The sequence below is a fragment of the Acetobacter sacchari genome (assembly GCF_017377715.1).
GTDB lineage: Bacteria > Pseudomonadota > Alphaproteobacteria > Acetobacterales > Acetobacteraceae > Acetobacter > Acetobacter sacchari.
On sequence record NZ_JAFVMF010000016.1, the window covers coordinates 64,754 to 84,325 of the forward strand.

At 62.3% G+C, this 19,572-nt stretch carries 16 protein-coding genes; 3 read left to right on the top strand and 13 right to left on the bottom strand.

What is annotated here, in order from left to right:
• Positions 1-35: 35 nt before the first annotated feature.
• From glpK to J2D73_RS14535, 12 genes are all read right to left on the bottom strand, one after another.
• Positions 36-1,523 carry a glycerol kinase GlpK gene (gene glpK, locus J2D73_RS14480; protein WP_207882427.1) on the bottom strand — a complete coding sequence of 496 codons (1,488 nt, stop codon included), beginning with the start codon at positions 1,521-1,523 and terminating at the stop codon, positions 36-38.
• A gap of 46 nt (positions 1,524-1,569) precedes the next feature.
• Positions 1,570-2,364, bottom strand: a complete 795-nt coding sequence (locus J2D73_RS14485; protein ID WP_207882429.1) for an MIP/aquaporin family protein — start codon at positions 2,362-2,364, stop codon at positions 1,570-1,572.
• A 71-nt stretch (positions 2,365-2,435) separates the two neighbouring features.
• Positions 2,436-3,956, bottom strand: a complete 1,521-nt coding sequence (gene glpD / locus J2D73_RS14490; RefSeq protein WP_207882509.1) for a glycerol-3-phosphate dehydrogenase — start codon at positions 3,954-3,956, stop codon at positions 2,436-2,438.
• Positions 3,957-4,075: 119 nt separating this feature from the next.
• Positions 4,076-4,837 (bottom strand): DeoR/GlpR family DNA-binding transcription regulator, encoded by a 762-nt coding sequence (locus J2D73_RS14495; protein ID WP_207882511.1) that lies wholly within the window; start codon positions 4,835-4,837, stop codon positions 4,076-4,078.
• Between the two features lie 38 nt (positions 4,838-4,875).
• Complete coding sequence (recQ, locus tag J2D73_RS14500) at positions 4,876-6,684, bottom strand: DNA helicase RecQ (protein ID WP_341535098.1); 1,809 nt, start codon at positions 6,682-6,684, stop codon at positions 4,876-4,878.
• A gap of 241 nt (positions 6,685-6,925) precedes the next feature.
• Positions 6,926-7,300: an OmpA family protein gene (locus J2D73_RS14505; protein WP_026397840.1), complete on the bottom strand. Its 375-nt coding sequence runs from the start codon at positions 7,298-7,300 to the stop codon at positions 6,926-6,928.
• A gap of 123 nt (positions 7,301-7,423) precedes the next feature.
• The gene (gene cydC / locus J2D73_RS14510; RefSeq protein WP_207882431.1) at positions 7,424-9,178 is read right to left on the bottom strand and encodes a thiol reductant ABC exporter subunit CydC; all 1,755 of its coding nucleotides are present in this window, start codon (positions 9,176-9,178) and stop codon (positions 7,424-7,426) included.
• Positions 9,175-10,908 (bottom strand): thiol reductant ABC exporter subunit CydD, encoded by a 1,734-nt coding sequence (gene cydD / locus J2D73_RS14515; protein WP_207882436.1) that lies wholly within the window; start codon positions 10,906-10,908, stop codon positions 9,175-9,177. The genes cydC and cydD overlap by 4 nt, the downstream gene beginning before the upstream one ends.
• A gap of 109 nt (positions 10,909-11,017) precedes the next feature.
• The gene (locus J2D73_RS14520; protein WP_207882438.1) at positions 11,018-12,784 is read right to left on the bottom strand and encodes a sensor histidine kinase; all 1,767 of its coding nucleotides are present in this window, start codon (positions 12,782-12,784) and stop codon (positions 11,018-11,020) included.
• A gap of 364 nt (positions 12,785-13,148) precedes the next feature.
• Positions 13,149-13,319 (bottom strand): NepR family anti-sigma factor, encoded by a 171-nt coding sequence (locus tag J2D73_RS14525; RefSeq protein ID WP_255376440.1) that lies wholly within the window; start codon positions 13,317-13,319, stop codon positions 13,149-13,151.
• A gap of 114 nt (positions 13,320-13,433) precedes the next feature.
• Positions 13,434-14,027, bottom strand: coding sequence for a sigma-70 family RNA polymerase sigma factor (locus J2D73_RS14530; RefSeq protein ID WP_207882440.1), 594 nt, complete (start codon positions 14,025-14,027; stop codon positions 13,434-13,436).
• 138 nt (positions 14,028-14,165) lie between these two features.
• Positions 14,166-14,774 carry a sigma-70 family RNA polymerase sigma factor gene (locus J2D73_RS14535; protein WP_207882442.1) on the bottom strand — a complete coding sequence of 203 codons (609 nt, stop codon included), beginning with the start codon at positions 14,772-14,774 and terminating at the stop codon, positions 14,166-14,168.
• Between the two features lie 53 nt (positions 14,775-14,827).
• On the opposite strand from J2D73_RS14535, the gene J2D73_RS14540 reads away from it, so the two are divergent.
• Together J2D73_RS14540 and J2D73_RS14545 are read left to right on the top strand one after the other, a co-directional pair.
• Complete coding sequence (locus tag J2D73_RS14540) at positions 14,828-15,565, top strand: PhyR family response regulator anti-anti-sigma factor (RefSeq protein ID WP_207882445.1); 738 nt, start codon at positions 14,828-14,830, stop codon at positions 15,563-15,565.
• A 90-nt stretch (positions 15,566-15,655) separates the two neighbouring features.
• Positions 15,656-17,485: an ABC-F family ATP-binding cassette domain-containing protein gene (locus tag J2D73_RS14545; RefSeq protein WP_207882447.1), complete on the top strand. Its 1,830-nt coding sequence runs from the start codon at positions 15,656-15,658 to the stop codon at positions 17,483-17,485.
• A gap of 85 nt (positions 17,486-17,570) precedes the next feature.
• Here J2D73_RS14545 and J2D73_RS14550 read toward each other — a convergent pair whose 3' ends face one another.
• Complete coding sequence (locus J2D73_RS14550; RefSeq protein ID WP_207882449.1) at positions 17,571-17,816, bottom strand: hypothetical protein; 246 nt, start codon at positions 17,814-17,816, stop codon at positions 17,571-17,573.
• A gap of 524 nt (positions 17,817-18,340) precedes the next feature.
• On the opposite strand from J2D73_RS14550, the gene J2D73_RS14555 reads away from it, so the two are divergent.
• Entirely contained in the window at positions 18,341-19,564 is a 1,224-nt protein-coding gene (locus J2D73_RS14555; RefSeq protein WP_207882451.1) for a hypothetical protein, read from the top strand.
• The last annotated feature ends 8 nt before the right edge of the window (positions 19,565-19,572 follow it).

Consider the following 19,572-nt stretch of genomic DNA (forward strand, 5'->3'; position numbering starts at 1 on the left):
ACCTCCCTGGCAGAGGAACCGGGGCGGCTGCATGGTCACTGCAGCAACGCGCGACGAACCGCGACGTGCCAACCGTCAATCATGGCCTTGCGTTGGGCCGCATCCATTTTCGGCTCGAACAGGGCGTCACGCTCCCAGGCGTTGGTGACGTCGTCCAACCCGGCCCAGAGCCCGACCCCGATTCCAGCCAGATAGGCTGCGCCAAGCGCCGTGGTCTCGATCTGCTTTGGACGCTCGACCTTGGCCTGCAACATGTCCGCCAGAAACTGGCAGAACCAGTCATTCGCCGCCATGCCGCCATCGACGCGCAACGTATCCGCCGCGCCGCCGCCGTCCTGCGTCATCGCCGCAACAAGGTCCAGAGTCTGGAAAGCCACTGATTCCAGCGCCGCACGCGCGATATGCGCCTCCGTGGCGTCGAGCGTCAGGCCGCAGATCAGGCCGCGCACGTCAGGCTCCCAATGCGGCGCGCCGAGCCCCACGAAACCCGGCACCATATAGACGCCATGGCTGTGCGGAATACGCGTCGCCATGTCGTCCGTCTGAGACGCATGCGTGATCAGATGCAGTCCGTCGCGCAACCACTTGATGGCGGCGCCGGCGACGAAGATCGACCCTTCCAGAGCGTAGGCGGTCTTTCCGCCGATACGATAGGCGATGGTGGTCAGCATCCGGTTACTGGACTTGACCGGTGTGTCGCCAGTGTTCAGCAGCAGGAAGCAGCCCGTTCCATATGTCGACTTCGCCGTACCGGGACGGAAACATGCCTGCCCGACGACCGCGGATTGCTGATCACCCGCCATACCAGCGACAGGGATCGCCTCCCCGAACAGCGCCGGGTCGGTCTCTCCGAACACGCCGCTGTTGTCCTTGACCTCGGGGAGCAGGGACTCAGGCACATTGAAGAGCTTGAGCAGGTCCTTGTCCCAGACCTGCTTATGGATATCGAACAGCAGCGTGCGGCAGGCGTTGGTGATGTCGGTCGCATGAACCTTCCCGCCGGTAAGACGCCAGAGCAGGAAGCTGTCGATCGTGCCGGCGGCAAGTTCGCCCTTCTCCGCACGAGCGCGGGCGCCGTCGACGTTGTCGAGAATCCAGGCCAGCTTGGTGCCAGAGAAATACGGATCGAGCAGAAGGCCCGTCCGCTCCGTCACCAGAGCTTCTGCGCCTTCCTTTTTCAATTGCGCGCACAGCTTGGCCGTGCGGCGGTCCTGCCACACGATCGCGTTATGGATCGGCTTCCCGGTAGCCCGGTCCCATACGACGATAGTCTCACGCTGGTTCGTGATGCCGATCGCAGCAATCCGGTCAACGCCGCCGGAACGCTCGATAGCCTCGATCGCGGTGCTCTTCGCGTCTTTCCAGATATCCTCGGGGTCGTGTTCGACCCATCCCTGCTGCGGATAGTACTGGCGGAATTCTTCACGCGCCACGGACAACTCGGCGCCGGTAGCGTCGAAAACGATGCTGCGCGTGGACGTCGTGCCCTGGTCAATGGCCAGGATGCGATCCTTCTTGATCATCTTTTCAACTCCTTTGGGTCTCAGAGACGGTTCGGCTGCTCGCCGATCACGCGACCGGGCGAGGCATGAAGGGTTTCAGAAGAGACTGGTAAAGTCCGGCGCCGACCAGACCGCCGATCAGCGGCCCGGCGATAGGCACCCACCAGTAATTGCCGGGAGAGGGGATCGCCGAGGGGCCCCAACCAGCGAGGTAGCAGAACAGACGCGGACCAAAGTCACGAGCAGGGTTGATCGCCCATGCGTCAAGGTACCCGGCGGAGGCGCCAATGATCGCGACCAGCAGGCCAATGATCAGCGCGCCCGCATTGGCTTGCGGGGCCATGGTGTTGAACTCGCAGGTAATCGCGAAAATACCGAACACCAGAATGCCAGTAAGCACAATCTGCACGAAGAACGAATGCATCGGCGTCACGTAGTCACCCGGATGGGTGAAGAACACGCCGGCGGCAGCCCCGTCATGCATGAAGTCGAGATGCTGCGCCGCGGCAAAGTGCTCGATGACCGGAGCGAACAGCGCGTATACGACCGCAGCCCCGATAAAGCCGCCGATCACCTGCGCCACGATGTAGGGAGCGACTTTACGCCATGGGAAACCGCGATAGGTCGCCAGGGCGACCGTTACGGCCGGGTTCGCGTGCGTGCCGGACACCGCACCGGTGGCGTAAATTGCAACAGTGACGCCAAGGCCCCAGACGATGCATACGCCCCAGTAGGCGGTCTTGTACGGGCTTGGGTCATACAGGCTGTACATTGCGGCGACTGAATCGCCGAAAAGGATGATGATAAAGACCGCCACACACTCGGCGATCAACTCTCCCACATACTTCTTCTGTTCGCTCATGACAGGTCCGCTTTTCATTATTTTGTTTCGGAAACCTTGAACGACGACGCAACACCCGGCGGGACGCCGATTTAGTGTTTGCGATCGGCGATATACCTCTCCACCTCCGTCCTCTGTTCCTGCGTCATATGCAAGCCCAACTTGCTGCGACGCCAGAGCACGTCCTCCGCCGTGACCACCCACTCGTTGTCGATCAGATAATCGACCTCCCGCGCGGTAAGATCAGCGCCGAAATTCTCTCCCATATCCTCCAGTGTTCTGGCCGCACCCACAACGTCGTAGGCGCGCGAACCATAGGCCCGCGTCAGACGCCACGCATGCGTCAACGACAGGAACGGCGCGGCGTCGCACAGGCGCTTCAGGGCCGCCTCAAATCCGCCGACGCCGAGATCTCCGCCTGGCAGAGCCGCATCCGCCGTCCAGGATTGGCCAGCAAGAATCGGCATTTCCGGGATCAGCTTCTCGATCGCGTGCTCGGCCAGCTTGCGATACGTCGTAATCTTGCCGCCGAAGATCGACAGCAGCGGCGCGCCGCCCGTCGTATCAAGATCGAGCACGTAATCGCGCGTCACGGCGGACGCATTGGCCGCAGCGTCGTCGTAAAGCGGACGCAGGCCAGCGTAGGACCACACGACGTCGGACGGAGAAACCGGCTTTTCGAAATAGCGGTTCACGCTCTCACAGAGATACGAGACCTCTTCAGGCGAAATGTCCACGCGTCCCGGAGCCTCGCCCCACGCTTCGTCCGTCGTGCCGATCAGCGTGAATTTCCGCTCATACGGGATAGCGAAGACAATGCGCTTGTCGGGGTTTTGGAAAATATAGCACTGCGGTCCCTCGAATACGCGAGGAACGACAATATGGCTGCCCTTGACCAGTCGGACCGACTTCGAGTGCGGCACGGCAAGTTCGTCGGACAGCAGGCGCGCAACCCACGGCCCCGCCGCGTTGACCATCGCACGGGCGCGAACGGTGCTCGTCTCGCCCGAACGCTTGTCTTCGATCTGCGCTTCCCACACGCCATCGACCCGCTTGGCCGAAACAAGGCGCGTGCGAACGCGGACGTCTGCGCCCCGCGCCGCAGCATCCATCGCATTCAGGACGACAAGGCGGCTGTCTTCGACCCAACCGTCCGAATAGACGAACGCCTTGGAGTATTCAGACTTCAGCGGCTTGCCCGCAGAGTGATTCCGCAAATCGATGCCGCGTGATTTCGGCAGCTTCATGTGCGGCGCGAGGTGATCGTAAAGGAACAATCCCGCGCGCAGCATCCAGGCCGGGCGCACCAACTTCGAGTGCGGCAGGACGAAACGCAGCGGCCACATGATATGCGGCGCGATCGCCAGCAGGCGGTCACGCTCTATCAGCGCCTCGCGCACAAGGCGGAATTCATAATATTCCAGATAGCGCAGGCCGCCATGGATCAGCTTCGTGGACGAAGAGGACGTGTAGTTCGCCAGATCGTCCTGTTCGACGAGAAGCACCGAGGCGCCGCGCCCGCTTGCGTCGCGCGCAATGCCCGCCCCGTTCACGCCGCCGCCGACGACCAACAGGTCGAACACATGCGACGACTTCTGTTCCTGAGCGACCATACCTCGCACCTCGTCCGTAAGATGATGACGCCGCACATTCGTATCCGAACATGACAACATTTAGCAATGGTTCCCTATACCCAAGAACCATACCTCGCCATCATTATTACGTCACAGCACTATGTTCGTTTCCGAACATTCGTATCGACCACATGCAGCCCCACCCCGTTCGCCGTCAGCATGTCGCGAATGCGGGTCGGAGGCGGCGCATCGGTGAAGAAAGCTGTAGCTTCATTGATATGACCAGCGCGCACGAGCGGTCGACGTGCGAACTTGGCATGGTCGGCCAACAGGAAAACACGCCGCGAGTGCCGGCGAATCGTCTGCGACGCCAGTATTTCCTCCGGATCGAAATCCAGAAGCGTCCCATCGTCATCGATGCCGCTTATTCCGATCACGCCGTAATCGGCCCGGTACTGCTCCAGCATCGATTGCGCCGACAGCCCGAGAATGCCGCCGTCACGCACCCTGACAGCCCCACCCGCCACGACGACGCGGCACCCGTCCCCTCCCGCGAGCAAAGAGGCGACGTGAAGATTGTTCGTGATGACCCGCAGCCCCCGCCGCCCGATCAGCGAGCGCGCGAAGGCTTCCGTCGTGGTGCCTATATTGATGAACAGCGAAGCCCCGTCCGGAATTTCGGCGGCGGCGCGGCGGCCGATCGCCTCCTTCTCCCGGTGATTGAGAATCTGCCGTTCGGAATAGGCGATGTTCTCAACGGAGGACGGGGCGCTGGCCCCGCCGTGATGGCGCACCACCTCCCCCGCATCGGCCAGACGACGGATGTCGCGGCGGATCGTCTGCACGGCGACGCCAAATGTCCGCGCCAGATCTTCGTTCGCGACATAGCCCTGCTTGCGGACAAGCGCCGCGATCTCCATCAGCCGGGCGGACGGTCCGTCCTCGCCCGAAACGCCGCTCACGCCGCGAGTCCCACATCCAACAGCGTACGCAGCACAGCCTCTCCATAGCGATCGAGCTTGGAGCCGCCGACGCCTTTCACGCGCCCCAGTTCCGCAAGCGAGCCGGGCTGCTCCAATGCGATGTCGCGCAACGTCGCGTCGTGGAAGATCACGTAAGGAGGAATCTCCTGCTCGCGCGCCTCCGCCCGGCGCCACAGCTTCAAGGCGTCAAAAATGCGACGCGCCTCTTCTGGCAAGTCGTCCGCAGGTGAATCATTACGGCGCTCCCCTTTGCGCCCGCTGGCGGTCTCCGCTTCGATCGCGTCTTCGCGCAACATCACAGGCTCATCGCCGCGCAGGATCGGACGCGCGACCTCGTCATTCAACGCCAGACCGCCATGTTCGTCGCCCATCCGCAGGGCCCCGCGTGCAATGAGCTGCCGCACGACGCCACGCCAGAACGTCTCACTGCCATCCTTGCCGATGCCCCAGACCGACAGCTTGTCATGCCCATTGCGGCTGGCGGAATCCGACGGCTTGCCCCGCAACACAGAGATAACGTGAAGGGCGCCGAACCGCTGTCCGGTGCGATAGACGGCGGACAGCAGCTTGCGCGCAGCCTCGGTCCCGTCGAATGTCGGCGCCGGAGAGCGACAATTGTCGCAATGACCGCACGGCTCGGGCAGAACTTCCCCGAAACACGCCAGCAGCGCCCGCGTGCGGCAAGACGTGGTCTCGGTCAGGGCGATCATCGCCTCCAGCCGCCCCCTCATTACCCGCTTCTCGCTCTCCGGAGCCGCCGACTGGTCCAGCCAGTACCGCGCGCGGGTCATGTCCTCGCCGCCGTAAAGCAGCAGCGTGTCGGACGGCAGGCCGTCACGACCCGCGCGACCGATCTGCTGGTAATAAGCCTCCGCCGAGGACGGCATGTCGAGGTGAACGACGGCCCGCACGTCGGGGCGGTCGATCCCCATGCCAAAGGCGATGGTCGCGACCATCACGATCGGCTCGCCCGAGCGAAAACGATGCAACGCCGCACGCTTTTCCTGCGGAGAGAGCCCCGCATGGTAAGCGCAGGCCGGAAAACCCTTGTCCCGTAACGTCGCAGCCGTGCGTTCCGTTCGGGCGCGGGAGCCGCAATAGACGATGCTCGCGTCGCCGCGCCGCCTGTCCAGCGCGGCGATGAGCTGCTTCGTCTCGCCGCCCTTGGGGCGTGCGGAGATTATCAAATTCGGTCGGTGAAAACTGGCCGAGAGGACCTCAGCATGCGGCATCGCCAGCGCCGCGAGAATGTCGTCGCGGGTGCGGGGATCAGCTGTGGCGGTCAGCGCGATGCGCGGCACGCCGGGAAAATTACGCGGCAGACTTTCGAGGGCGCGATACTCTGGACGGAACTCATGGCCCCAGGCGGAAATGCAATGAGCTTCGTCGATCGCGATGACCGAAATGGACTGCCGCGTCAGCCGGTCGAGCGTCCCAGACGAAAGCAATCGTTCGGGAGATACGTAGAGGATGTCCAGACGACCGTCCGCGAGATCGGCGCGAATCCGGAACGCCTCGTCCTCGCTCAGCTCCGAATGCAGCGCCGCAGCGTTGACGCCAAGCTGCCGAAGGGCGGCGACCTGATCGTCCATCAAAGCAATCAGCGGCGATACGACAAGCCCCATGCCCCGACGACACAGGGCGGGGATCTGGTAGCAGACGCTCTTGCCTCCGCCGGTCGGCATCAGGACCAGCGTGTCCGCGCCAGCCATCACCCGCGCAACAGCGTCGCCTTGCAGACCGCGAAAGGCCGGAAAGCCGAACACGGTCTTCAGGACGTCAATCGGCTCAGCGCCGACGAAACGATCCCGCCCCCCTACGGATGGCGCGACGCTCCCGCCCTCCTCGTCACGAAAGTCAGGATCGTAGATGTCGTCGTAGGAGATATCCTCATATGGAATATCCGCGTCCGGAACGCCCCCGACCGGCGACGCTTCCTTCAGCCCGGACACGTTGAATGTCCGAGCTGCAACATCAGCGGCTTCTGAGCGTACGTTGACGGGTTCGTTCCCAACATCCCTGCCTTCAGTGTGAAACGAACTCGATCTCCACGCGGCGGGCGCCGACCGTGCCATCCGCGTTGGAAGGCGCGCGCGGGTGCTGAGAGATGCGACTCGCCGCGACGCCATCGTCGGAGAGTTGCTGCGCGACGAGCTTGGCGCGGTCGATCGCCAGCGCAGAATCGGCGGAAAGGTCGCCGTTGGCGCGGGCGTACCCCTCAACGCGCACGTCGGCCTGCGGATACTTCGCCGCCATCGCAGCGGCCTCCGAAATCACGTTCTTTGACGCGTCATCGAGCGTCGTCGAGCTTTCGCTGAAAAACACGACATATTTTCGCCCAGGTCCCGTGGTGCAACCGGCGAGCAGGCAAAGAGCTAAGGCAGGAAACAGGCGGCGCATCAGGCGAACTCCGAAAAAACGCGAATCGTCGTCCCGATCAGGATATTCCGGGACACGAACCTGAAAAATATTTCGTGCCCCCATCGGTCGGGCCCCGTCAACTGCGCAGAACTTCCCGGGCGCTCAGGCGGTGGCCGCCGTCGCCTCTCCGCCCGAAATTCTCCACACTCGGTCCAGTTCCTCAACCCCTGTCAGACGATGGGCGATCAGGAGCACTGTCCGATGCGCGGCGACAGTGTTGAGCGTCGTCAAAAACTCCTGCTCGACAGTCGCGTCCAGTCCGGTTGTCGGCTCGTCCAGCACGAGAATCGGCGCGTCGGCGAGTAGCGTTCGCGCCAACGCGATGCGACGTCCCTGCCCGCCCGAAACCTTGACCCCGCCCTCGCCGAGCCATGTGTCCAGCCCCTCCGGAAGAGCGCGCACGAAATCGCTGATAGCGGCGGCGTCCAGAGCGCGCCAGAGCGCCGCCTCGGACGCGTCAGGGTTCGACAGCAGCAGGTTGCTGCGAATGGTGTCGTCGAACAGGTGTGTCGCCTGCGACAGCCACGCGACCCGGCGGCGCAACCACTCATCCGGGATCGTCGCGATATCGACGCCGCCAAGCAGCACGCGTCCGTTCTGCGGTCGCACGGCCTTGAGAAGCAACGCCGACAACGTGGATTTGCCCGCACCGGACGCCCCAAGCAAAGCGACCCGGCTGCCCTCAGCGATATCTAGAGAAAACTCTTCGAACACGGAAGCTCGGTTCGAAGCCCAGCGAAAACCGATCGCCTCGAACCTGATGTCGAAATGCGTCGGAAGTGTTGTCTGGGAAGGCGTCTCCGCTGATCCGACGGACAACTCCTCGGTGGTCGAAACGCCCGCAGCCGACACCACGCGCGACGCGGCCGCACCCATGGCGCCGGCGAGCATGCCCGCACGGGTCAGGCCAGCCACGCCCTCGAACGCCGTCAGTGTCAGAAACAGCAAGCCAACACCCTCGACCGCCGGTATCCGCACAAACCCGGCGCCCACGATGGCGGCCAGCAGAAACAATATGGCCAGTTGCGTGCAAAGCTGCGAGACGCCGCCGACGAGGGCCATGCGTGCGGCCAGCCGTGTCTGACGACCGACCAGCGTGTCATTCGCCTCCTGCACACGCTCCAGCATCCTGCCGCCAGCGCCAAAGGCCCGAATTTCGCGCATGCCGCCGATCAGATCGAGCGCGTCAATCCGCAACGCAGCCAAGGCACGCAGCAGCCCGTCACCGGACTCCCGGCTCAAACGGGCGGCCAACGCAGGCGCGAGAAACGCCGCGATAACGAACAGCGCGCCAACCAGCGCGGCAAGCAACCCGTTCGCCCGCGCAAGAGCGATCAGCAGCACGGGGAAGGAGATGCAGGCGCCTGCGAGAGGAAGCAGCAGCCGCAGATACAAGCCGTCCAACGCTTCCACGTCAGAAACCAGACGCGACAGCAGATCCCCCGCCCGGCGAAACCCGAGACCCGCCCCCGCGCCGCTTGCAAGAGAGCGGAAGAACCAGACACGCAGCGTCGCCAGCGCGCGGAACATGGCGTCGTGCGCGTAAAGCCGCTCACTGTATCGCAGCAGCACGCGGCCGCCGCCGACGAGCCGCAAGGCCGCAGTCGTGACGACGACGGCCCCGAGCACAGCCCCCGCAAGCCGAAGTCCCGCGCCGCTCATCATTGCGAGGCCGGCCAGAACCGCCAGCACGGAAAGCAGGAGCCCGACAAACAGGCGCGGAGCGTGCGGCCGCCATACGGCCAGAATACGCTTCATCGCCGCGACGTCGTCGATCGGCGCGGTCTCCGTCGTCAGAGGAACCGCCGCCCACTGGTCGGCTGTCGAACGCTCCGCGCGCCTTGCCGAGCTGCTCATGCCACGCCCTGCCTTATCTTGACGCGACCATGAGAGAGGTCGACCCGTCGCCCGTTGAACATGTGAACCGCAGTGGAATGGCTGGCCAGCAGCACCGTGCGCTTTAGCGCCAGACGCCTGAGGCTTTCGAACACGTCGGCCTCGGTCATCGGGTCGAGATGCGCCGTCGGCTCGTCAAGCAGCAATATTGGTGCGTTCTTCAGATACGCCCTTGCGATCGCAATCCGCTGGGCCTGCCCGCCCGACAGGCCGAACCCGCCTTCACCAATGCGCGTCTCCAACCCTTGAGGCAACTCGGCGAGAAAACGGTCAACGGCTGAGGCCCGGACTGCCGACGCCAGATCCTCGTCGGTCGCATCGGGGCGAGAAAAGAGGATGTTCTCGCGAATCGTGCCTGCGAAAAGCACAGGCCGTTGCCCTATCCAGGAGGTCATCTTCGCCAGCGCGTCGGGCACTACGGTCGCAAGGTCCGCGCCGTTGAAGGTAATACGCCCACTGTCCGGCCGCGCGAACCCGAGCAGCAATTCCATGATCGTCGATTTGCCGGAGCCGGACGGACCCGCCAGCACCACTGTCTCTCCAGCCGGGACGACGAAAGACACATGATCAAGAGCCTGGCCACGCGACGCGTCCCACGAAAACGAAACGTCCTCGAACGCTATGGTCACGCCATGCGCCTCGACCGTGCGGATCGGCAACGCCTCGGATAGCGGCGGCGGTGGCGGAAGAGCGAGAATGTCGGTCGCGGCGCCCTGAATATGCGCACGATCCTGATAGGCGAGAGCCAGCCCCCTGAACGGGGCGAAAAACTCCGGGACGATCAACAGCGCAAACAGGCTGCGCGCGACGAAAGAAGCGAAATCCGCGGACGCGCCATCATGAACGGCAGCGAGCGCCGCATGTCCGTCCATGACTGCGATGACGATCAACGCCACGATCATCGCGATATCGATGGAGGCCGAGGACAGGAACGCGACGCGCAGGATTTTCATCGTCCGCCGCCGCAGATCGTCGGCCGCCTCAGCCAGACGCGCGGCCTCGTCCTCGGCGCGACCGGCCAGAACGATGGTGGCGATCCCCCGGATGCGATCAAGAAAGCGCGCCTGAAGCCGCGTCATGGCCAGAAACTGGTTGCGCGACGCGACGGCGGCGCCGATGCCGAAGACCGCCTGCAGGACGGGCACGGCGGCGCCGCAAATGGCCAGCACAACCGCCGCGCGCGGTTGCGCCAGCGCGACGAGCGCCAGAAGACAACACGGAACAGCCATCCACAGCACGGACGCGGGAGCCCAGCGCGCGAAATACCCGTCCAACGCTTCGATCCGATCAACCACCAGTGCAGCGAGAGCGCCGCTATGCGTCTGCCTCAGCAATGCCGGACCACCTTCGGTGATCGCGCCAAGCACCTCTCCGCGCAGGCGCGTTCTGGCCCGGGCGCTGGCTCGCGCCGCAAGCGTCTCGCCGCCAATGCCGACCGCGATCCTGAGCGCGCCAAGGGCAGCGAAGGCGATCAGCGCACGCCAAACGTCGGACGACGCTGACATGGCCGGCGCCTCAGACGTCTCCGCCGCAGTCAACGCCTGCCCGAGCAGCCAGGCCGCGCACCACATTTGCGCCGCACCCGCCAGCCCGGAAAACACCCCAAGGGCGATTGAAGGCCGCGCTGCGCGCAAGCCGCGCCGCGCCTGGGCGCGCACCCATGTGCGGGTGGCTTCCTTGCTTTGTGTCATGCCTCCCTATAGCCGAGAGACACATCCTGAAACAGCCCCGCAAGGAAGGGTCGCCACACGGCAGGCGCATAGGCGCGCCGGACACGACCGCGTCCGAAAAACTGACCCCCTATCCAGTCTCCGCTCTGCGGGCGCCCAATGTCGTCCTCACAGTGTAACGGGTTCCTGCCCCTTCATCGATTTGCAGAACCGCGCCCATCTGCCGCGCGAACCCGCGGATCAACTGCAGGCCAATCCCTTCCCGGTCGTTGATGCCCTGCGACGCGGACAAGCCAATCCCGTCATCGGCGACGACGAGGATGACTTCATCTCCGGTCTGCGTGAGAGAGATAAGGATCGTTCCCGACCTCAAATCCGGAAACGCATATTTTAGCGAATTGGACACCGTTTCTGAGACGATCAGAGCCATGGGCGTCGCGAGATTGGACGGGAAGACAATGTCGCTCGCCTCAACCTGCAGCGTTATGAGAGCACGCGCCTCTTCTCCCGCCGCCTCCATCAACTGAGGCCCCAATTCGGCGAGGAAACGTCCCATGTTGAGGCTCTCGACCTCTCCCTCCACATAGAGATGGCGGTGTAGCGTCGCTAGCGTCCGCACGCGGTCGCGCGCCAGCATGAACTCCTCCTTCATGTCCGCTGCGCGAATGCGGGCGCCCTGCAGGTTCAGCAGAGAGGCCACGATCTGAAGGTTATTTTTGACCCGGTGATGAATTTCGCGGATCAACAGATTCTGGCGGGCGATCGAACGCTCCAGCTCCGCCTCCCGCCGGGCCAGGCGCCCCGTCGCCCGCCGGAATACATTGGAGAGCGTACGAAATTCCACCGGCGTAGAGCGCGCGTTCACCGGTTCGAACCGGCCGCTCTGGTCCCACATTTTTACGTCCTGCGTCAGCTGTCTCAAAGGAGAGACAACCAGCCGGTGCGCCGCAACCATCACGCCGATCAGCCCCGTGACGAGAAGACCGAAGATTGTGAGTATCCACAGTCCAAGCATCCAGAGCGAGTGTGTCTCGCGTGGAAGGCGCGTCGTCGCCACGAGTATCGCGCCGACCCCCGCAACCGGCCCATACGTGTAGGAAGAATACGTTGTGATGAGGGACGCTGTCTCGGATTTCGTCTCCTGCGCCTCGCTCGTGAGCGACGCCACGACGCCCGCCGGAGGCCGGGACCAAGCACACTGAGCGCACAACGGTGAAAGCTCGCCGCCGGGAGCTACGTACCAAGCCGCCGCATCCGCAAACACGTCGCCGCCGGTCGAATCAAGGGGCCCCGCCAGACTCACCGCCTGATCCAGCGGCTCCACGGCGACAAGAAAGCGCACTCTGGTCGGAAAACCGCCACCCCCGCCGGCTATCGGCGCCACGACGCGCGCATAAGCGCGCTTTCCGGATGTCACCACTTCTGCGAACGTTTTGTCTCCCGTAGGACGCCCGCCGACCCCTTCGCACCCCCCCCCGGACGCCGCCGTGGAAGTGACCTGATTGACCACTGATCCAGCTTGATCAAGTTCGGCGAGGAAACAATATTTCATCCCGCTGGCGGATTGGGCCAGCGAAAGGAACCGCATCGTGCGGTCCCCATCGGCGTCGAACTCGCCAGTTGTTTCCAGCATCGCCGTCGTTCGGTCGATATCGTGCCGGAGCCGCCTGTCGGCTGTCAGCCTTACGGCCTCGCCACGCCGCAAGCTGGCTTCGGACAGATGGACGTAATCCTGCCACACCAGAACGCCGCCGAGCACCGAAACAGGCGCGACGGACCCCAAGATAACTCCACCCATCCGCGCGCCGACAGAGTCGAAAACCCGCCGAGACTGAAAAAGGCGCGCGCCTAGATCGCGCAGCATCTGAAGAATTTTTCCATCGGAAGCACGAAACATGGCGGCACGCCAAACCGCCCCCTATCCTGAGGAAAAGTCCGGGAGACTCGAAAAACCGATCTCCTGCGACGTCGTCGATACAGTTCAAGATCACGCGGGATAGAAGACGTTCCCGTTAGCGTAAGCGAAACGACTGACAGTGAGGTTTCTAGAGCTGCGTTGACGGACTTTGGGCAGTCCTGCAGCGTTACGGACCTGCAGCCCGGCAAAACGCTACGCTTCCCGCTTCATGGCTGTAGTCTCGTCTTTCTTTTTTAAGACCCGTTCGACGAAGTTTACGTTCTTCGTCGCAAAAATCTACCCCTCGCCACAAAACGTTGTGAAGCGGAAACAGACGCGCTCTCGGCGCGTCAACCGACCGGAGTCAGCTATCCCGGTCCTCTTCAATCAGTCTGAGCAGTTCCTCGGGAATCGGCTCCTGCGCGACGTCGTCGAAAAGCTGATGCAGGCCCCGCTTCAACCAGATTTCGAACGCATCTTCCCGCTTTCTTCTTGCCTTCCTTGCGGAACCGGACTTTGCGTCCTTGGCCGACATCCACAACCACCACGGGATTTGTTCATAACGGTCCGGGTTCGACGCCGGCGGCGAATTGATCGTCACAACCTCACTCGCCCCGGATACGTCGCCCACAACGATTGCTAACGCGGCTCAACCAAGAGCCACGCCGGAACCGTTCGATACGCCCGCCCTGGCGAGGGAGGTACGACGGGTGGCCTCGTCGCGCAGCGCCACAGCGCGCTGACGCAGCTTGTCATCCGCCGGAAGATCACCAATCATCCAGGCCTCCAGCTGACGCCGGGCGCGGAAAACCCGGCTTTTCGCCGTGCCGACCGCGCAGCCCGTAAGTTCGGCAAGCTCCTGATAGCTCATCCCCTGAAGAACCACCAGCACCAGAGCCTCACGTTGATCCTCCGGCAGACGCGCCAGCGCAAACGCCAGATCTTTCACCGCGAGCCGGTCCTCATGATCGGATTTGGTGCTGAGGAGCGAGGCAGGCACATCCTCAATGTCCGTCACGTTGCGCTGCTTGCGCAGGTCCGAAATGAAACGATTTCTCAGTATCCGGTGCATCCACGCCCCAAAATTCGTTCCGGGCACGAAGCTCTCACGAGCGCTGAGGGCATTGCAGACCGCATCCTGCACAAGGTCCTCCGCCGCGGCCCGGTTGCGCGTCAGCGCCAACGCCTGCACGCGGAGTTTCGGTAGGATTGCGATTACCTGGGTATGAAACGTATCAGCCATGTCGCTTTTCCCCTTCTTTTGACCCACCAATGAACGGGGACGAAAGATGGTTGCATGCGAATTGCACCGGACGATCACGAAAAAGCGAGGACGTCACCGTCACGTCGGCGAAACGTCTCACGGAGCCCGAGGCTGACCTCAACCTCCACCTTTGGCAGGCGGCTGATCGTTCTGCATTTGCTGATCAAGGGCACTACGTGCGCGTGAAACCCGGGCTTTGATCGTCCCGACCGCAACGCCGCATACGGCGGCGGCCTCCTCGTAAGACATGCCGTGTGCGCCCACGAGCGTCAGCGCCTCCCGCATCAACGGAGGCAAAGACCAGAGCATCCGATCAAGGTCCCATATTTGCGAAAAATCGGCGGACGCAGCGGCAACGCCGACGTGATCGGCGCCATATTCGTCAAGAACTTCTCTCTCGCGCTTGCGACGTCGCGACTGCTCGTAAAACAGGTTGCGCAATATCGTGAAAGTCCATGCGCGGAGGCTGGTGGCGGGATCGAACTGATCCCGCGCGGCGATGGAACGGACCACAGTTTCCTGAACAAGATCGTCGGCCCGCACGCGGTCTCTGCAAAGAAACCGCGCAAACGCCCGCAGGTCGGGCAACAATGCCACGATTCCCCCGCGCACCGCGACCTCTCCGGCAGATGCCGTCTGTCCGTTCGATTGTTGCGCGAACGCCCCATCCGGTCGGTGGTTGCGCTCGTTCAGAGTTCCGCCCCTTTCCGTGAGGGGCTTCGCCATGCCATCGTAACGATGCTTGTCATTTCGGTTTCCGCCGCGAAGGATTGTCCTCTATGCCCGATTCGCAAAGAAGCGAACTGATCCGCGCCCTACCTTATGCGCGTCGATACGCTCGGGCCCTGACCGGAAGCCAATCCCGAGGAGACCTGCTGGTTGCGGAGAGTCTGCGTGCGCTCGCCATCCGCCCCACCGACAGGCTTCCCGCACGCCTCAGTCTTTATCGCGCCATTTCCGAGAAAGCGGCAAGCCTCGCCGACGGCGACGTCCCGCACTCCCTCAGCTTGCTGCAGCGGCAACTCCTGCTTCTGACCACTCTGGAGGACGTTCCCGTCGAGCGCGCCGCCGACGTGCTCGACCTTCAACCCGAGACAGCGGCGATCGAAATCGCCAGCGCGCATGAAGCGCTACGGTCGTCGGCGCAGACGTCGATTCTCATCGTCGAGGACGAGCCGATCATCGCCATGGACATCGAAGACATCGTGGCGCGGTGCGGGCACACGATCGCGGGCGTCGCCCATACGCAGGCGGAGGCCGTGACATTGGCCAAGAGCACAAAGCCCGGTTTGATCCTGGCGGATATCAACCTTGGCGAAGGTGGAGACGGAATGGCCGCCGTCGCGGAGATCATGCAGAGCATGGACGTACCGGTCATCTTCGTCACCGCGTATCCAGAGTGCCTGTTGACCGGCAATACGGTCGAGCCGTCTTTCGTCATCACCAAACCGTTCGAGCCGCTAGCCCTCGCCATCGCTACTTATCAGGCCACAACAGGCGGCGTACCAACGCCCTGAAATTCCGACCAGGCCGAATCAGGACGACTTTCACGCCATTCTTCACGCCGCGACTTGCATCCTGGGCCGCGCCGACACAGCATCCGCGCCATGGCCACCCCTCCCCTCCTCCTTCTTCAGGACATCACGCTGACGCTCGGCGGCAAACCGCTGCTCGATTCCGTCGGTTTCTCAGTCTCCGCTGGCGAACGGCTCTGCCTCGTCGGCCGCAACGGCTCCGGAAAATCGACCCTTCTGCGCATTGCTGCCGGAGAGATCATGGCCGATTCCGGCACGCGCTTCCTCCAGCCGGGATGCAATTTGCGCTACCTGCCTCAGGAACCGGACCTCACCGGCTTCGCCACCACTTACGACTATGTCGTCGCCGGGCTGACGGACCCCTCCTCTGAATGGCGCGCGACGGCCATGCTGTCGGAACTCGGCATGAGCGGTCAGGAAAATCCAGCGACGCTTTCGGGAGGAGAGGCCCGCCGCTGCGCGCTCGCGCGCGTGCTCGCGGCCGAGCCGGACGTGTTGCTGCTCGACGAACCCACCAACCATCTCGACATGCCGACCATCGAATGGCTGGAAAAAGAGTTGCTGTCGCTGCGGACCGCCATGGTCATCATCAGCCATGATCGCCGCCTGCTGGAGACGCTGTCGCGCAACGTCGTGTGGCTGGATCGCGGCGCGACCCGCAGGCTCGATCAGGGATTCGCCCGTTTCGAGGCGTGGCGCGAGGAAGTTCTGGAGCAGGAAGAGCGCGACGCGCACAAGCTCGACCGCCAGATCGCGCGCGAGGAAGACTGGATGCGCTACGGCGTGACAGCCCGACGCAAGCGCAATGTCCGCCGCGTGGCCGAACTCGCCGCGCTCCGCACCGCCAAGCGGGAGGCCGTGCGCGTGCAGGGCTCCGTCACCCTCGCCGCACAGTCGGCGGGGTCGTCCGGCAAACTGGTCGCCGTCGCGGAAGGCGCGAACAAATCCTGGGGTGACCGGCGGATCGTCAGCGATCTTGATCTGCGCGTGTTGCGCGGCGATCGCCTTGGCGTCGTCGGCGCCAACGGCGCAGGCAAGACGACGTTGCTGCGCCTGTTGACCGGCGTCGACCAACCCGACAGCGGCACGGTTTTCATCGGCCCGTCCGTCGCAATGGTGACGCTTGACCAGCAGCGGCAGGCGCTCGACGCCACACGCACTCTCGCCGACACGCTGACGGGCGGCGGCGGCGACATGGTGCAGGTCGGTGAAGAGAAGCGCCACGTCATCGGCTACATGAAGGACTTCCTGTTCCGCCCGGAACAGGCGCGCACTCCGGTCGGTCAACTCTCGGGCGGCGAACGTGGGCGGCTGATGCTCGCCTGCGCGCTGGCGCAGCCGTCCAATCTGCTCGTGCTGGACGAACCGACCAACGACCTCGATCTGGAAACCCTCGACCTGTTGCAGGAAATGCTTGCGTCCTACGAAGGCACCGTTCTGCTGGTCAGTCATGACCGCGACTTTCTCGATCGCGTCGCGACCTCCATTCTCGCAGCGACGGGCGGCGGCGTCTGGACGGAATACGCGGGCGGCTACAGCGACATGCTGGCGCAACGTGGCGGCGCGGCTCTGGCCGAGCGCTCGGTCGAAGCCTCTCCTCCGCCTCCGTCCGCCGCGCCCGCCACCCCCGCGCCCCCCGCAATAGCAAAAGGCGGCGCGACAAAAAAACTCAGCTACAAGGACCAGCACGCGCTGGAGAAGCTGCCGGGAAAGATCGCGGAGCTTGAAGCCAATATCGTCAAGTTACGCGAAAAACTCGCCGATCCAGGCCTCTATACGCGAGACCATGCGGCGTTCATGCGTCATACCGCCGCGCTGGAGACCGCCGAGCGCACCCTTACAGACGCCGAGGAACAATGGCTGGAACTGGAGGTCAAAAGGGAAGGTCTTGGGGCCGGGTAATGGAAGAACGCTCCCTGCATAAGCGTTAAAACCGACTTCGGACCGACACAGCGCTCAAGCAGTTGGCCATGAGAGCGCAGCGCCCTCAGGTGGCGTGACGCGCCGAGCGCCGCGCAATCAGGAGGACGCAACCCTCATCGCGGCGCCACTCTCTCAACACAGGCAGACACAAAGAGGAAGACGCCGCGATCATAGCGACGTGTGCCGCCCACACTATTGCCCCCCCTGCAATATCGTTTCCACGACACTCCATTGCATCGTAGACCCTGCGCGCCATGCGGTCACGCGCGACGCCGTCGTCCGCCCTTTTCTTCTCCATGACGCCACCCATTGAACCCGCCCGAGTCTGACGAAAAAACGCCAGACCTCGCACGACACTGTCGCAATGCATTCCATCGAAATAGAGAATTTTAGAATACCGCGACACGATGAGCCAAATTCGTCGTGATCGCGCGGGCGTGGCCACACCTATAAGAAACATATGCTCGGGCGTTAAACCTGCACACAGTTACAAATGGACTGTATTTCCGACACAGCCCTATTCTCCGCGCTTCTCAGCCGAACGAAGGTGTTTTCGGAACAATGAGCGCAAAAGATCTGTGTTTTGTCATCCCGACATATCGACTTCGGGATGTTAGCGAAACAGTCAAAATATACGATGAAAACTTTCATAACAGCGGCCAGTCGGCCGATATTATGATCTTCGACGATTCCTACATGGCCAATTACGAGAGATATTATCCAAATCTTGAAAAAATAAAAACACACAATGATCTTTTTTATGTGGGGCCACAAGAAAAAGAGCAATTTATAAAATACATATGTAAAAGACTACGCGATAGAAATCTCGAATCAGTGGTTCGCAACCTGTTTCGTCCCAGCTATGGAGGAAACAGAAATTTTACGCTGATGTACACTCTGGGCGACCTTATGGTCAGCTCGGACGACGACATGCGGCCCTATGGCTTGATAGAAAACAGTCCAGAATCTCTTCTGCCCGGAGAAATCAGCCGAGGGAAGCTGATTCACGGCGAAAAAAATGGATATACACGCAAGGCGTTTGACATTCTCCAGTCGTTTCGAGACGTTCTCGGACGTCCCGCCAGCGAAGCGCCTGAAAACTACGAACGGGGCGAACTCCTGCGCGATACGTCAATGGACCTGGAGACCAATACGTCCATTGGTTTTCAAAGAGAAAACTCTCTCTACCTGCAAGACGGAAAAATCGGACGCAGCGCAATCGTCAAGATCGCCCAGACTTTCAGAACCGGAACGAACGACATCGATGCGGTGGACTTCGTGTCGATGTTCATCGAAGACAAGGACAGATCCGATATAGACGCGTTGAACGATCGCTACGTTCTGGTCAATTTTCGTCCGTGCATTACAACGATGAACTGGCGCATGGATTGCGGCGTCGGCGGATACGACAACACGATCGGACTTCCGCCATTTTTCCCAACGCGACTAAGATTTGAAGATTATATCTATCGGTTGTGGATTCAAAATTCTACTCACTCCGCCGCGCACGTTGATTCCGTGCAGACGCACATCAAGAACAACTATATGCGCGCGCCCCTGGCGTCCGAGCTGTTTAACGAATCCATCTGCACCCTTCTGAAAAAGAAGATAAAAAACACACTGGGGAAAGCTACGGATTTTGGAATCTCTTTCGACTACGACGGATCAATCACACTGGCGGACGGCGAGGAAATGCTGAGCACGGCGCAGCGCCTGCATGCCGATGTTCTGACGGCGGCGAATGACGCCCATTCAGAAGACAGGAAGCTGGCCCTACGTGCCTTCGCCCAGAATCTGCATCGTACGTTCTACGACTTCGAACCTGATTTCTTTCGACAGAACGTCAGCCGGATTGTCGATGACGAGATATCGCTGATCAAATCGTCTCTTGAGCTCTGGCCGACCCTGCTGGAAATCGTGTATTTTCGCAAGAATGTTAACGAACTGCCCATTCGACGTGTCCGTCCCAATGTCATCGTGCAGGTTCCACGCAGGGCAACTGAAGCGACGCCGGAAAAAATCATAGGGCGCGTCGCAAATGAGGTTGTGGGAACCTGAAACCTGCG